Source organism: Citrobacter sp. RHBSTW-01044 (assembly GCF_013781945.1).
GTDB classification, from domain to species: domain Bacteria; phylum Pseudomonadota; class Gammaproteobacteria; order Enterobacterales; family Enterobacteriaceae; genus Citrobacter; species Citrobacter braakii.
Genome location: NZ_CP056180.1, coordinates 3,512,423 through 3,528,129, shown reverse-complemented (window position 1 = coordinate 3,528,129; position 15,707 = coordinate 3,512,423). Strand labels below are relative to the sequence as shown.

The 15,707-nt window shown below is 53.3% G+C and carries 13 protein-coding genes; 3 read left to right on the top strand and 10 right to left on the bottom strand.

Annotated features, from left to right (window positions below):
• Positions 1 to 48: 48 nt before the first annotated feature.
• A complete protein-coding gene (locus HV352_RS17200) occupies positions 49 to 753 on the top strand; it encodes a GNAT family protein (RefSeq protein WP_016152177.1) in 705 nt (234 codons plus the stop codon).
• 75 nt (positions 754 to 828) lie between these two features.
• Here HV352_RS17200 and HV352_RS17195 read toward each other — a convergent pair whose 3' ends face one another.
• Genes HV352_RS17195 through HV352_RS17180 form a run of 4 tightly spaced genes read right to left on the bottom strand, consistent with a single transcriptional unit; the run spans position 829 to position 5,596 of the window.
• A complete protein-coding gene (locus HV352_RS17195; protein WP_181634929.1) occupies positions 829 to 2,337 on the bottom strand; it encodes an FGGY-family carbohydrate kinase in 1,509 nt (502 codons plus the stop codon).
• A gap of 32 nt (positions 2,338 to 2,369) precedes the next feature.
• Complete coding sequence (locus tag HV352_RS17190; protein WP_016152179.1) at positions 2,370 to 3,788, bottom strand: L-fucose/L-arabinose isomerase family protein; 1,419 nt, start codon at positions 3,786 to 3,788, stop codon at positions 2,370 to 2,372.
• A gap of 37 nt (positions 3,789 to 3,825) precedes the next feature.
• Entirely contained in the window at positions 3,826 to 4,773 is a 948-nt protein-coding gene (locus HV352_RS17185) for a transketolase C-terminal domain-containing protein (RefSeq protein ID WP_047358064.1), read from the bottom strand.
• Positions 4,766 to 5,596 carry a transketolase gene (locus HV352_RS17180; protein WP_137379418.1) on the bottom strand — a complete coding sequence of 277 codons (831 nt, stop codon included), beginning with the start codon at positions 5,594 to 5,596 and terminating at the stop codon, positions 4,766 to 4,768. Before HV352_RS17180 ends, HV352_RS17185 begins: the two co-directional genes overlap by 8 nt.
• 316 nt (positions 5,597 to 5,912) lie before the next feature.
• On the opposite strand from HV352_RS17180, the gene HV352_RS17175 reads away from it, so the two are divergent.
• Positions 5,913 to 6,863 (top strand): sugar-binding transcriptional regulator, encoded by a 951-nt coding sequence (locus tag HV352_RS17175; RefSeq protein ID WP_137379419.1) that lies wholly within the window; start codon positions 5,913 to 5,915, stop codon positions 6,861 to 6,863.
• An 82-nt stretch (positions 6,864 to 6,945) separates the two neighbouring features.
• Here HV352_RS17175 and HV352_RS17170 read toward each other — a convergent pair whose 3' ends face one another.
• The 6 genes from HV352_RS17170 to HV352_RS17145 all read right to left on the bottom strand — a co-directional run bounded on the left by HV352_RS17170 (position 6,946) and on the right by HV352_RS17145 (position 14,227).
• Entirely contained in the window at positions 6,946 to 8,034 is a 1,089-nt protein-coding gene (locus tag HV352_RS17170) for an ABC transporter permease (RefSeq protein ID WP_103283601.1), read from the bottom strand.
• A 1-nt stretch (position 8,035) separates the two neighbouring features.
• A complete protein-coding gene (locus tag HV352_RS17165) occupies positions 8,036 to 9,562 on the bottom strand; it encodes a sugar ABC transporter ATP-binding protein (RefSeq protein ID WP_170973930.1) in 1,527 nt (508 codons plus the stop codon).
• Positions 9,562 to 10,170 (bottom strand): DUF2291 family protein, encoded by a 609-nt coding sequence (locus HV352_RS17160; protein WP_181634928.1) that lies wholly within the window; start codon positions 10,168 to 10,170, stop codon positions 9,562 to 9,564. Before HV352_RS17160 ends, HV352_RS17165 begins: the two co-directional genes overlap by 1 nt.
• A gap of 11 nt (positions 10,171 to 10,181) precedes the next feature.
• Positions 10,182 to 11,123, bottom strand: coding sequence for a D-ribose ABC transporter substrate-binding protein (locus HV352_RS17155; RefSeq protein WP_016152186.1), 942 nt, complete (start codon positions 11,121 to 11,123; stop codon positions 10,182 to 10,184).
• A gap of 117 nt (positions 11,124 to 11,240) precedes the next feature.
• A complete protein-coding gene (gene entD, locus HV352_RS17150; protein ID WP_047415103.1) occupies positions 11,241 to 11,903 on the bottom strand; it encodes an enterobactin synthase subunit EntD in 663 nt (220 codons plus the stop codon).
• A gap of 50 nt (positions 11,904 to 11,953) precedes the next feature.
• On the bottom strand, positions 11,954 to 14,227 hold the full coding sequence (locus tag HV352_RS17145) for a TonB-dependent siderophore receptor (protein ID WP_016155941.1): 2,274 nt from the start codon (positions 14,225 to 14,227) through the stop codon (positions 11,954 to 11,956).
• A 253-nt stretch (positions 14,228 to 14,480) separates the two neighbouring features.
• Between HV352_RS17145 and fes the strand changes: the two genes are divergently transcribed.
• Positions 14,481 to 15,698: an enterochelin esterase gene (fes, locus tag HV352_RS17140; protein ID WP_181634927.1), complete on the top strand. Its 1,218-nt coding sequence runs from the start codon at positions 14,481 to 14,483 to the stop codon at positions 15,696 to 15,698.
• Positions 15,699 to 15,707: the final 9 nt, after the last annotated feature.

Sequence of the window (15,707 nt, the reverse complement as noted above, 5' to 3'; positions counted from 1 at the left end):
AATGGCCGGTGTTATAACTATTTTTTACTTCGCAACAGGGGTTGAATCGTGCCGGAAATTAATCTTTATGGACAGACCGTCGGCGATATTGTGCCTGACTGGAATGGTGCTGCCGTACTGCCGCGGGAAGAACTTGCAGGGCAATATTGTCGACTGGTTCCCCTGGATGCCGACAGCCATGCCGCCGATCTGTTTGATGCTTACGCGCAGGCGCCAGACGATCGCGACTGGACCTGGCTTGCAAGTTCTCGCCCCACGAGCGTTGAGGCCACAGCTTGCTGGGTAGAGGGCAAATCCACGGATGCATCTCTGGTTCCCTATGCTGTCATTGAACAGCGTTCCGGTCGTGCGGTGGGACTGGTGTGCTTTATGGCGATCGAACGGGAGCATGGTTCGGTTGAAATTGGTCATGTAACCTGGTCACCGCGCATGAAAAATACGGTACTCGGCACCGAAAGCATCTGGCTGTTGCTGCGCCAGGCGTTTGCGTTGGGCTATCGTCGCGTGGAGTGGAAATGTGACTCTCTGAACACGGCTTCCCGTCGGGCGGCGGAGCGCCTTGGGTTTATCTTCGAAGGACGTTTTCGCCAGAAGATTGTGCGCAAGGGGCGTAATCGCGACAGCGACTGGTTATCGATGATTGATAGTGAATGGCCCCAGTGCGACGCTGTTTTGCAGCGCTGGCTGGCTGCCGACAACTTCGATGAAAAAGGGCAGCAACGCCGATCGCTGGCGGCGTGTCAGCCGCAGTAACTCGCTTTTGAAGAATTAACAGTGCACCCACAGTCAGTTATGGCTGCGGGCGCATTTATCATTAGCGTTGATTTATTAACGGGTTTGCCAACGGGTGCGTTCGACGGCTCCTTGCCATTCATGCCAGCGTTTTTGCAATCTCCCATGGCGCGCCATGTTTGGCTGGAACGATACGTGATCGGGCAGATAATCTCGCAACTGGCTGGTAGATGCACCTTGCAGCTTCTTGCGTGCCAGCAATCCGGCACCGATAGCGGAAAGTTCAGGGATATCGCTGCGCATCACCGGACAGCCCAATAAATCGGCTTGATACTGCATTAGCCAGTCATTTTTTGTTGGCCCGCCATCAACCATTAACGCGCTGAGTCGAAAACCGTTGTGCTGGCGCATCGCTAAAACAACATCGGCAATCTGATAGGTAATCGACTCCAGTGCCGCACGTACCAGATGTGCGCGTTTCACTCCGCGGCTGAGACCGTGAATCAACCCCCGGGCATCTTCATCCCACCAGGGCGCGCCCAGCCCGGTAAGGGCCGGAACAAAATAGACGCCCAGCGTGGAGTCAACCGTGGCGGGCAGCGTATTGAGCTCATGAAGCAGTTGCTCTTCCGGTAATTCGCTAAGACCTGTGCTATCGGCCATCCATGCGACGGCATCTCCCGTATGCGGAATATTACCTTCCAGTCCGTAGACCAGGGTGTCACCGTCATGCCAGGCTATGGTCGTTGCCAGCGCGCTCACCTCGGACTGCGCCGAGAATACGGGTGCCATAACGGAAGATCCGGTGCCATAGGTCGCTTTGACGCAGCCTTCCCTACCCAACCCATGGGCAAAAAGTGCAGCATGAGAGTCGCCAATCATCGCCAGAATAGGGATTCCATCAGGTATCCTCTCCAGACCTTTTGTTACGCCAAAATGGTGGCTGGAAGGGCAAACTTCGGGCAACGCCTGCTGCGGAATACAGAATAGAGCCAACATCTCGTTATCCCATTGTCCGCTGTTGAGATTGAGCAACTGCGTGCGTGAAGCGTTGGAGATATCGCAACGAAATTCCTCGCCGTGCGTTAAGTTCCACAGTAACCAGCTATCGATGGTCCCGAGACATATTTCCCCTTGCTGTGCGAGCGTCATACCGTTGGGAACTGACTCCAGCAGCCAGCGCATTTTAGAGGCGGAAAAGAGTGGGGCAACGGGTAATCCGGTGATGGATTTTATGTACGCCTCGTGCCCCTGTTCACGTAATGCACGGCAAAAATCTGCCGTGCGCGAACATTGCCAGGTGATAGCAGGGCCGAGAGGGCGACCGCTGGCACGATACCAGCCTATCGCCGTTTCACGTTGATTGCTGATCGCCAGCGCTGCGACGCGTTGTGCGCCGACGCAGGCAATGGCTTGTGCCACAACATCCAGCGATGCGTCCAGAAGTGCATCACCTGACTGTTCAACCCAGCCTTCACGGGGCGTGTGGATCGCCAGCGCGCGGGAGAACTTCGCGACCACGTTTCCCTGACCATCCAGCGCTACGGCTTTGGCATTGGTGGTGCCTTCATCAAGCGCAATAATAATGTCTTTTTGTGCTGACATTGTTTTCTCCAGCCCTTCGGTTTCCCTGAGTATTAGCGATGGAAAAAGGTATCCACCCCGAGATAGCGGGTGAAAGCTTCATGCAGTACCTCTGCGCTGGCGGAATGGTTCATTGCCACGTGATGCTCAAAGCCATTACGACAAATCCATGCCAGTAGGTTCTCCAGATGAGGTACCTGGATTACCGCTCGGCAGCCGACAGTGTCCAGCGGATCGTCAACCGATAGTCCTTCGCCGACGTAGGCTTTGATTTCGCCGGTTAAATCGTCGGTACTCAGGCGGAAGTAGGTCAAGGCACCGCTTTTCATACGACCGTGAACTGCACCGCAGGTGTTCTCTTTACCGACGGTGGTACCGATGATATCCGCCGTCCCCATCTTCGGGCTGTCCAGACTGGCTGATGCGAAATTACCGCAGTGAAAAAGAACGCATTTATCACGATCGTCGCCGAAATTATTGTTCCAGTCGGCAATGGATGCTGGACTTAAGTTGCTGCTGGCGAGGGCGTACATTGACAACGCGCCCATCACATCCACTTCGCAGGCACTGGGCATTAACTGCCCGGACATCACGCTCATGATTGAGCACACGTTGATGCCTAAATTTTCCTGCAGCGAGGTCCAGCACTGGATGGCAGTCGTATCAATATCATTAGCGATGACCCATTCGCTGATAACGACAAACAGTTTTGCCATGGTGACCAGTTTGTCGGCTGGAATGGCGCTGGCGTCGGCGTTATCCATCAACAGGCGGCGTTTTTCATCCACCCGGATATCGTCGTCGCGCAGTCGTTTGATGCGGGTAAAGACTTCAGACAGATCCAGTGTTTCAACGGCAATACCCAGTCTTTCGAGCAATTTTTCGCTGTAGCGGACGGTGTTAAACCCAGCTGGACGTGCGCCGATAGCGCCGACGCGAACTCCGCGCATGCTGGCGACCACGCGACAGATTTGTTCGAAACGTTTCAGATCTTGTGCAAACACCTCGCCTGACAGGTCGCAGACATGCTGGGTGGTTAGCGTAAACGGAATACCGTACTGGCGCATGTTATTGCACAGAGAGATCTTGCCGCAGAAGCTGTCACGGCGAGTGGCAAGCCCCATTTTATCCAGGTTGTCTTCCTGCGCCTGGATCAGAACCGGGACATCTAAACCGGAAAGTCGCAGCGTTTCCGCTATCGCTTTTTCATCGCCAAAGTTCGGCAGTAGTACCACCACACCGTGAATCTTGTCGCGGTGAGCGCGGAAAAGTTCAGCACAAACTTTCGCATCCTGACGGGTTTCAACACCGCCGAGTTCTGTCTGCGTATCGTTGAGCATAATGGTGTTAATGCCCAGCCGCTCAAAGAGCACGCTGGCTTGTTCGCGGGCTTCAGCAACCAGATAGCTCGGGAAAAATCCCCGATTGCCAATAATCACCGCCATGGTCAACTGATGAGGAATTCGTGACATCGCTTTCTCCAGTAAGTGTTCTGTTGTTGTTATTGTTTTATCGTGTTGCCAGCAACAGTGCGGTGGCGTTTTTCACGACACCCGCCGCGTCAATTTCATGGCGTGCGCGCGTTGCTGCACGATCGGCTGCGATTGCATATTGGCCATCGGCAATCCCCAATCTACGCAGTGGAATAGCACAGCCAGCTTCTGCCAGCACTTCAGCCACCAGACTTCCCACGCCGCCATTAATGTTATGTTCTTCCACGCTAACCACTGCCTTGCAGTGGGTTAAAGCTGCCAGTAACTGTTGGGTATTGCAGGGACGAATTGACGGTACACTGATTACGCTGGCGTCAATACCCGCCTGTTCCAGCACTGTGGCAGCCTCGACAATTTCATGCACAGTTGAGCCCATTGCCACCAGTGCGACATCTTTTCCTTTGCGCAAAATATCGATATTACCCGGCGCGAACTGGTAGTTTTCGTCGTGTAATTCGGGTAAGGCTTTGCCATCCAGGCGAATATAAACCGGACCTATGTGGCTTAAGGCGTAGTCGAGAATCTGTCGGCATTCCACCGGACAGGACGGGGCGTAAATCTCAATATTGCCAAAACCGCGTAGCACGGAAATATCATCAATGCTGTGGTGTGTACTGGCGAGCGGTCCGTAGCTGGCCCCTGCGTTCAGGCCAATCAACTTCACGTTGGTATTGTTGTAGCAAATGTCGACTTTAATTTGCTCATTGGCCCGTGAAATCAAGAAGGGCGCAGCGTTACAGGTGACGGCGATTTTACCGCCCAGCGCCAGTCCGGCAGCAGCACCGACCAACGTCTGTTCGGCAATACCCACGTTGACCAGACGACCGGGAAATTCCTTCATAAATGGGGCGATTTTTGCTGTTGATGTTGAGTCAGCCACCACCGGCACAACATCCATTCCACGTTTGACCGCGGCAATTAACGTGTTCACCATGACGGTGGCGAGGTGTTCGCTATTACGCATCTTTCAGTTCCTCCAGCGCCAGTTCAACTTCTTCTCCTTTTGGCACGCGGTGGTGCCATTCCGGGCGGCCCTGGATAAAAGAGATCCCGGCTCCTTTGGTGGTGTGTGCAATGACGACATATGGCTTGCCTTCAGGGGGTAATCCTTCCAGCGTGCGTACCACATCACTCATATCGTTCCCGCGACACTCTGTGACTTGCATACCGAAGGCTCGCCATTTTTCATCCAGCGGATCGGTGTTCATGATCTCTTTGGTTGATCCGGCAAGCTGGAGGTTATTTTTGTCGTTGATGATAATCAGGTTATCCAGTTTATAGTGGGCAGCGACCAGTGCTGCTTCCCAGTTGCTGCCTTCGGCCAGTTCACCATCACCGGTGACGACAAACACCCGGCGTTTGCTGTTGCTGCGTTTAGCCGCCAGCGCAATCCCTACTGCAACCGGCAGACCGTGACCTAGAGCTCCGGTATTCAATTCAATTCCTGGCGTTTTATGTTTTACCGGATGCCCCGGCAGATGCGAATCGGCGTGTTGATAGGTCGCCAGCCAGTCCACAGGAATAAAACCGGCTTCTGCCAAGACACAGTAGTAACCGCCCACAGCGTGACCTTTTGACTGGATGTAGATATCGCGCTCGTCGCTCTCTTTAATCTCCGGGGAGCAATTCAGGATACGAAAATAGAGTGCTGTCAGCAGTTCAACCTGCGACAGGTCTGCGCCAGTGTGCCCGCCAGCCGGGCTTTCAGCATTCAACACGATAATGCGGCGACGCACGGCACGTGCTTTCTTTTCTAGCTCTGGTATTGAGAGCGAAAACGGATTCATAAGACACCTCTTGAATGTTTAATCTTGAATGAATAAATATTCCATGTGAGTGCAGTAGTGCAACTGTCTCTCTACCCACCACGTAATCTGCAGATAAAACAGTCAGTCGTTATTGGTTAGAATAAATATTCACTACTGATTTATTATTCATGATTAAAGATATGCCTTGTCTGGCGGTTTGTCTACGGCTTGTGCCACCAAATTTTGGAGAAAAGAGAAAAGGATCACACTAACGTGATAACTGGAAAGGTACTGATGACTTGTTATCTATTCAGGTATGAATAAAAATAACAGGCAGTTTATCAGGGGGAATGCCATGTCAAAGCAGGATGAACAGCGGTTGCTGGTTAAGATTGCCACGCTTTACTACGCCGAAAATAAAAAACAGTCTGAAATCGCCACGCTGCTGCATTTGTCGCAGTCCTTTGTCTCCCGTGCTTTAACGCGTTGTCAGAAAGAAGGGCTGGTGAAAATCACCGTCGTACAGCCGACCAATATCTTTGTGGCGCTGGAAAAAGCCATTGAAGAGCAGTTTGGTATTCGTCAGGCGATTGTCGTGGATGTCGGTGACAACCCCAGCAATACGCAAATTAAGCATGCAATTGGCAGCGCGGCGGCGCATTACGTTGAAACCCGCTTGCGAGCCGAGGACCTGGTTGGAATTTCCTCCTGGAGTAGCACCATTCGCTGTATGGTCGATGAGATGCACCCGCAAAATATCCGTGCGGCGGGGGTGATCCAACTGCTGGGCGGCGTAGGGCCGAATGGTAACGTGCAGGCCACGATTCTTACGCAACAGTTGGCAGCGCACCTCGGCTGTCCGGCCTGGCTGCTGCCTTCACAAAGTATTGAGCATTCGGTTGAAGAGCGTACACGGTTGGTTAACAGCCCTGACGTTGCCGCGGTGGTTGAAAAGTTCGCTGAAGTGGATGTGGCAATTGTCGGTATTGGCGAACTGGAGCCTTCTCAATTGCTGAAAAACTCAGGCAACTACTACAACGAAGAAATGTTGCGACTGCTCGCCGAGCGCGGCGCAGTAGGCGATATCTGTCTGCATTATTACGATGCAGCAGGTAACCCGGTACTCAGCCATGAGGAAGACCCGGTCATCGGAATGGAGCTTTCGCAGATCCGGGAGTGTAACCACGTGATTGCTTTGGCTGGTGGTGTGGAAAAACAGAATGCGATACGCGGGGCATTGCAGGGGAATTATATTGACGTATTGATCACCGACTACCCGACAGCCCGCAGTCTGGTGGAAGGGTGATGTCACGGTGAGTTAAACAATTGACAGCCCCAGGAGGCCCCTGGAGCTGTCTGGTTGTGCATATCAGACTTTTCAGAGGGGATTACTGACTTTCCATCGCCGCCTTTTGTGCTACCACCGCGGCTTTTTGCTGCATCCGGTTTTGCATCTGGTCGATGATGACCGCGACGATAATCACGATACCTTTAATCACCATTTGCCAGAACTCGCTGACGCCCATCATCACCAGACCATCGGCCAGAAAACCGATAACGAAAGCGCCAATCAGCGTGCCTAAAATCGTGCCCCGTCCACCGGCCAGTGACGTACCGCCGAGAACCACTGCGGCAATGGCGTTCATCTCAAATGCCGTACCGTTGGCCGGATGGCTGGCGGAAAGCTGTGCCGAGACCACAATTCCAGCAATCGCGGCACACAGTCCGGATAGGGTATACACCCAGATTTTCACCTGTTTTACTTTTACCCCTGACAGCTCAGCAGCGCGCTCGTTATCCCCGATGGCGTAAACGTGGCGACCAAAAGGTAGACGACGAGCGACGTAAGCAATGACCAGTGCCAGCACAATCATCATCCAGATGGCCCACGGAATCCCAAACAGTGTACCGGCACCAATCTCATCAAAACCGGTATTGCCGAGCTGCGGATTGCCGGAAAGCCCGGGAAAGGTTTGCCCATCGGAGGTCAGCATCGCCGCCCCGCGCAAAACGTACATGGTTCCGAGCGTACAAATAAACGGTGCGACGTTATAGTGGGTGATGATCCAACCATTCGCCGCGCCAATCAGCCCACCAATCAACAAGACGACAGGCACAATCACCCAGACGCTGGGGAAAATTGCGATGCCGAACATTGGCAATACAATGCCTTTAGTGATTAGCCATCCTGCGACCATGCCGCACAGCCCAAGCGTAGCGCCAATTGAGAGATCAATCCCGGCGGTAATAATGACAAACGTGATCCCCAGCGCCAGAAAGGCGTTAATGGCGATATGCTTGATCATAATGACCATGCTGCCGCCAGAGAGAAATCCCGGTACGGTGAAGGCAAAGAACCCGACGATTAAAAACAGTGCAATAAAAGTGCGCAGTTTTAGGATTAGTAGCAGGATATTTTCCCGAGAGAAGGCGACTGTGGAGCGAGGCGCGTTGGCGGCAGATTGTAGTGTTTTCATATCAGAACCCCTGAGCACTTGCGGTTACCAGCGCCGATTCTTCGGCACGATCGCGGGCGATATCGGCAGTTAGCTTGCCGCCGGACATCACCAGAATGCGGTCAGAAACCGCCATAATTTCTTTTAAATCTGAGGTGGAGAAGACCACAGCAATACCCTGCTGGGAAAGCTGGACCATCATGCGGAACACATCGGCTTTCGCCCCGACATCGATGCCGCGTGTGGGTTCGTCAAGAAAGAGAATTTTGGGATTGGTGAGCAGAGAGCGACCAATCACCACTTTTTGCTGGTTCCCTCCGCTCAGCGCCTGAATTTCAACCTCTGGCGAGGAGACTTTTATCGACAGATTGCCAATTGTGCTGGCGACCACGGCCTCTTCATCTTTGCGGGCAATGGCAAAGCCACGTTGCAGACGCCGCCAAAGGCTGGCAATGGTCAGATTGGTGGCGACGGATGAAATGGGGAAAATCCCCGTGCGCTTGCGATCCTCCGGCACCAGACTCATTCCCATACGGATGCGATCGGCGGTGGTTAAGCGCTGCGGGACCGGTTTGCTGTCGAGCCACAGTTTTCCGAGGTAGTTGCGCTCAGTACCTAACAAGCACTCGAACAATTCGGTTCGCCCAGCCCCCATAAGTCCATAGATACCGACAATTTCACCGGCATGAACGTTAAAGGTGACGTCATTGACGACTGCGCTGCCAGCGGTATTCACGCAGGTGATATGTTCAGCTTCCAGAACCGGAGCTCCAAACGTGCGGCCGGGTTCGAGAAAGTTGCTTACCGGATCACTGCCCAACATCTCGCGCACAATCCACGGGACATCGATGTCGCTAACCTTGGCTTCGGCTTGAAATTTACCATCGCGTAAAATAGTGATCACATCGCCAATTGCCATCAATTCTTCGAGGCGATGGGAGATATAGATTATCGACACGCCCTGGCGAGTAAGTTCACGGATCACGCGAAACAGAATCTCGACTTCAGTTTTACTGAGCGCTGAGGTGGGTTCATCAAGAATCAGGATATCTGCATCTTCAGCCAGTGCTTTGGCGATTTCGACCAGCTGTTGCTGCCCTACTTTGAGATTGCCAACCAGGTCGCGCGGTGATATCGGCTGATCGAGCCGGGTTAATAATTCCGCGGTGCGTTTCTCTTGCTCGGCCTCATTAATGGGGGCCATGCCTTTTTGAATCTCCCGACCGAGGAAAATGTTTTCCGCGACGGTGAGGTTCTCAAACAGGTTTAACTCCTGATGCACCATACCAATTCCATGTGCCGCAGCATCCCGGGTGCTGGCAAAGCGCACGGGATTTCCATTGAGCGACATCTCACCGCTACTGGGTTGCTGAACGCCAGCGAGGATCTTCATCAACGTCGATTTCCCCGCACCATTCTCACCAATAATCACATTCACCTTGCCACGCCAGACCTGATAATCGACGCTGTCCAGCGCAATTGTGCCGGGAAACAGCATTGAAATGGCATGCGTGCGCAGGATGATGTCATCAGCTGAGGTATTGCGCATTAGTGAGCCTCCTGTTCCAGCGTCAGTGCTGCTGCGTTTTCCGCTTTTCCAGCATTCAACGTCACGGCAAACAGCACCGTGGCAGTTTTCCCTTGCCAGCTAGTGTCTACGGCGGGTAACTGTTTCGCCGCTTCACGGTTATAAGCCCGTGACAGTTGGGCAAACTGAACCTGGTTAGTAAAATCTTCAAACTTGAAACCACTGGCATCGCGAATAGCATTGCCACGCATTACCGGGCCAATCTGAATCGTGACGGGCATATCATTGACCCTCACCACGATGGTGTGCTCTCGCCCATTGGTGGTGTCGACGCTATCAATCTGGCTGGTCAGGCGTACAAACACGCTTTCGGGAGCGGGTGAGGGGGCCTTCAGGCGAGTGGTCAGCGCTGAAGCATCCAGAACATGTTGCTGTGCCGCTTCCAGGACGCGGGATTGCCAGGTTTGTTGCGCGATCTGATCGGAAGTCTGGTTGTCGAAACTGGCTTTGGCCTGAGGATCGGCCGGGATAATTGGTTTGCCGTTTTCGTCGAGGTCAACTACCGTACAGGCCGTCAGCAACAGGGTGGCGCATCCAACCAGCGCGGCACCCCATTGTGTTAACGACATAGTGCCTCCGCTTAGTGGCTCAGGTTGAACTTGTTCAGCTTGCTGGCATTGGTTTCGTCAATCAGCACGCAATCCATGAGCTGTTTTTCTTCTTTCTGGGCTTTGCCGTTTTTCAGATAGTAATCCGCCTGCTCAACAGCCATTTGTGCCTGTTGCCAGCCGGGCTGCAGTACTGTCGCTTTAATATTGCTTTTATTAATGATTGAATCGCGGGTGTAGTCGCTGCCATCAAAACCGACCACGATGACATTATTTTTCCCCGCTGCTTTTAATGCGGCTTCTGCACCCAGCGCCATAGTGTCGTTACCTGAGATCACGCCTACGATATCTGGGTTGGTTTGCAAAATGGCTTCCATTCGGGTAAAGGCTTCGGTTTGGCTCCAGTTTGCCGTCTGCTGGGCTACCATTTTCATGTCCGGATAGTCATCGAGTACATCGTGATACCCCTGCGAGCGTACATGGGCGTTGGTGTCGGATTGACGTCCCAGCAGTTCAACGTACTTCCCTTTTCCGTCCAGTAACCTGGCGAACTTCTCTGCGCCGAGCTGTGCGCCTTGATAGTTATTCGACACGATTTGCGCCACCGCGATACCGGTTTTATTGATTTCGCGATCGATCAGAAAAGCAGCTACACCCGCTGCTTTGGCTTTTTCCAGCGGCCCTACGGTGGCATCTGCACCCGCATTATCGAGAATGATCGCTTTCGCTTTACGAGCAATAGCAGTCTCAATCAGTTGGTTTTGTTTATTGACGTCATCATCATGAGAGGCAACCAGCGTGGCGTATCCCAGCTCTTTTGCTTTGGCGACTGCACCGTCGGCTTCGGCTTTAAAAAACGGGTTATCGTGAGAAGGGGTAATAATCGCAATCAGTCCGTTGTCGGCAGCATACAGCGAACCCGATGTGGTAAGGATCGAGGCCAGTAATACGGATTTAATCAAGGTCTTGTTCATCTCTTTCTCCACTTTGAATATTTATTCAAATATGATTTATTATTCAAGTTAACGATAAGTCGAGATAATCGAACTGTCTACGATTTGCGCAGCTAATTTCTTAAAAAGAGAAAAGGATCACGATCCTGATGGTGAGAATGGAAATAGCGTCACGATATTTTTATCACGCTGAAACCAATGAACGTTAACTTCTTGATTGCCGAGGTTTGCCGAAAATGACGGCATGATTTGTAATGTTAATTGCTGAGTCGTGAGTGCGGTGATTTTTGCGCTGGTGAAACCTGGTAGCCCCGATGCCTGATTGGAAAACGCCTTATACAGGCTCTCCTTTGCGCTGAATACCAGGGTTAAGGCGAGCGGAAAGGGCAGGCAGGCATGCTGCAAAATCTGATGTTCGTGGTTATCAATAATGCCATCAGCCAGCTCAACTGCGGTTTGAGGTGTAAAAATAGCTTCTATATCCAGCCCAATGGGATGCGTTGATACGACCGCCAGCGCCGTTGTTGCGCTATGGCTGATGCTGCCAAACAGATCCTGCGGCCACAATGGTTGGCGTTGCACACCGATGCCGGGCACGGTTTTGTGGCCAAATTCACGCAGTGCGTGGACTGCAGCAATACGCCCCGCTAAGTGCTCAGCTTTACGCTTACGCCCACTGGAGTGGAGCTGAGTGTGGTGGGGGAGCCAGAGCAGGTCGTGCTCATGGAAAGTGTCGGGATCAAATTCGACAATGTGCAGCGTATGATCTGCGAAAGGGAGCGGGATGTGCGTTGTGTGCATGATTTCTTACGGTTTCCCTCTCCCCGCAGCGAGGAGAGGGAAAAACGTTATCAGAAGTGTGTGTTAACGCTCATGAACCACGTCCGGCCCGGTTCGTTATAGGTGTGCGCGCCTGCGCCCGCCATATAGTTCCCGGTCACGATATCGCCCGTGGTTTGGGCATTCCCTTCACGCCACAGACGTTTGTCAAAGACGTTATCCACGCCGCCGGTCAGGCTGACGTTTTTCGTCACATCCCAGGTCGCACTCAGGCCGACGATGCTGTACGGGCTGACTTCACTGGCCGAGCTACCGGTAACGGGTTTACCCTGGTAATCGTATTTTTTCGGCTGCTGTTTGCCGTACCAGGTGAAGGTGGATTGCAATGACAGATCTTCACGTGCCTGCCAGCTCAGGGTCGAGTTCAGCGTGTATTCAGGAATAATCGACAGACGCTCGCCGGTCTCTTTATTCTTACTTTGCAGCATGTAGGTGATGTTGTTAGTCCAGTTAACGGTTTCGCTAACCGGCACGTTCAACGTCCCTTCCAGACCTTCAACTACCGCTTTAGGAATGTTTTCCCACTGATAGATATCGGTATAAGTCGTTTTCCCTTTGTTGGTGATAGACGTTCTGTCGAACGGGACCGTACCTGCTTCAATCTTGTTACGGTAATCGTTGCGGAACCAGGTTACCCCAGCCAGCCAGCCGTCGCGTTTGAACTCCAGACCAATCTCTTTGTTGATACTGGTTTCGGCCTTCAGATCATCGTTGCCCATCATATAGCAACCAATACCGGTCGCGGAGCCGGTGGCGTAGCAACCCTGACCTTTACTGTACAGAATGTAGTTCGGGTTGAGCTGATACAGGCTTGGCGCTTTATAGGCGCGCGCAATCCCCATCTTCAGGGTGAAGTCATCGCCCAGACCTTGGGAAAGGTTCAGGGACGGACTCCAGTTATCGCCCACAATGCTGTGATGATCGAAACGCAAACCTGGCGTCAGCATGGTGCTGTCGGTCAGTTCCATGTTGTTTTCAGCAAACAGAGAGAAAATCTCTGCGTCTGAGTACGGGCTGCGGTTGGTGCTGCTGGACCCTGGAATATCACCGCCCATAAAGGTCTGCGAATTGGACAACATGTCCTTCATGCGCTGCTGGTTCCATTCGGTACCGAGCGTCAGATTTTGGTTAACCAGCAGATCTAACGGAATGCTGATTTCACTGTGCAGCATGACGTCACTCAGGTCGGCGTCGAGGTATTTTTGTGACGCATTCGGGTCGAAAATCCCTTCGGTACCCCCCGCCAGGCCCTCCGGCGTACGGGAGTTACGCGTATGTTCATACTGCACCCAGTTACTGGTAGTGACGCCGTTATCCCAGCCGCCGTTCCAGGTCAGAGAGTAGTTCTGGCGGTAAAGACGGTTGGTCTCTTTCCCGTAGTTATCTTTCACCAGTTGGTTGGTGTTGGTGTTTTGAGTGTCGCCCGCATACAGGTTGCCCTGACGGCTATAGCCAGCCTCCAGTTCCAGTGACTGGAGCGGGGCGAAATCCCAGCGAACCACGCCGTTAATGTCTTTGTTGATCACCCCTTCACGACCGGCCGGTAAAGTATTTGAATACGTGCCGGTACGTTCTGACTGATGACCCTGGTTGATATCCCACGCGTCGGCCTGAGTTTTATCGAGATTACCGTACAAACGGAAGCTGAAATCCCCGCCCAGCGGACCGTTCAGGCTAAAGTTGGTGCGTTTGGTTGAACCTTCGTCTTTATGTTCCGGGGCGTTGAAATAGGTATCCCAGGAGCCGTGCCATTCGTTGCTGCCTTTTTTGGTGATGATATTCACCACGCCGCCAGCCGCACCGTTGCCATAGCGTGCCGCGGCAGGACCGCGCAGCACTTCAATACGTTCGATCATTTCTGGTGGCACCCAGGCGGTATCGCCGCGGGTATCACGCTCGCCGCGCCAGCCCTGACGCACAGAGTTACGGCTGGTTACCGGTTTGCCGTCGATCAGAATCAGGGTGTTTTCCGGCCCCATGCCGCGAATATCGATTTGGCGGTTGTTACCGCGTTGACCGCTGGTTGAGTTACCGGTCAGGTTGACGCCTGGCATGGTACGGATGATTTCCGACACATCGCGAGCGGGAGGATTCTTACGAATTTCATCAGCGGTAATGGTTGAAACGCCCGGTGCCTGCAGGTTCTGCTGGGCGGCGGTAACCACGATGGTGTCTTCATGAGAGACAGCGGCGCTATCGGTTTGATCTTCTGCCATCGCTGGCAGGGCTACCCCGTAAATCCCTAAATTGACCAATAAGGCCAGTGAATGAATCTTGTTGTTCATTGTATGTCCTGCTGTTCTTTTAGCCACGAGTACCAATGTGCCGTGGTGCGGCATTTGGTCTGATGTCGCCCGCATCCGCGTAAACCCTCCATTCCAGAAAAAGTACGCAGCGCCAGGCCGGTTTATAAGTGGTGAAAAACTGTGCGCGCTTCCCACAGCGCGACAATACGCTATTGCAAATGCAAATAGTTATCAATAATATTATCAATATATTTCACGCTAGATCATAAAATTTGACAATAAACATGGGGTTATGGCGGTGACGACGTTAAAGATGGGAAGCGAGGCGTGGTGGCAGTCAAAAAAAGGCCCGGAGTGGGAGCGTGAAGACAACGGAAATTATCGGGTAACCTTCTGGTGGCGCGACCCGCAGGGAACGGAAAAAGAGTCAGCTATTCATCACGTATGGGTCTATATCACCGGCGTCACCGACCACCATCAAAATGCCACCCCTCAGTCGATGCAACGCATTGATGGGACAAATGTTTGGTGCTGGAGTGTTTCCCTTAGCGCCAACTGGCGCGGCAGTTACTGTTTTATCCCAACAGAACGAAATGATATTTTTGCCGCGCAGACGCCGGGCGAAGCGCCTGACCGAACCGTGCTGCGTGAAGGCTGGCGGCAATTGTTGCCGCAGGCTATTGCCGATCCCCTCAATCCGCAGAGCTGGCAGGGCGGTCGTGGCCATGCGGTGTCTGCGCTGGAAATGCCTGATGCACCCGTACAACCGGGATGGGATCGACCTGAAAACCCCGACTCGCCCGCAGTTTGCCTGCAATGGCGTAGCGCCAGGCTCGGCAATACGCGCCGCGTGTGGGTGTTTACCACTGGTGAAGCCCAACCGGAAGCGCGTCCGCTGGCTATCCTGCTGGACGGACAGTTTTGGGCACAAAGTATGCCGGTCTGGCCTGCGCTGACTTCACTCACCCATCGCGGACACCTCCCCCCCGCCGTTTATCTCCTGATTGATACCATCGACACGGCTCACCGCAGCCGCGAATTGCCGTGTAATGCGGATTTTTGGTTGGCAGTACAGCAGGAACTATTGCCGCTGGTGAAGACCACGACCGCGTTCAGTGACGACCCGCAGCGTACCGTCGTCGCCGGGCAAAGTTTTGGCGGGCTGTCATCGCTGTATGCCGGGCTTAACTGGCCCGCGCGCTTTGGCTGCGTGCTCAGCCAGTCAGGCTCTTATTGGTGGCCGCATCGCGGTGGTCATCAGGATGGGGCGATCGTTGAGCAACTGAAAAGCGGAAAGATAAGCGCCCAGGGGCTGCGTATTGTGCTGGAAGCCGGGATCCGCGAGCCCATTATTTATCGCGCAAATCAGGCGCTTTATGCCCAGTTACCCTCTGCACCACAGTCTATTTTCTGGCGTCAGGTTGATGGTGGACACGATGCGCTTTGCTGGCGCGGCGGACTGATGCAAGGGCTGATCACGCTCTGGCAACCGCTTACCGACACGATTTAACCGGACGAT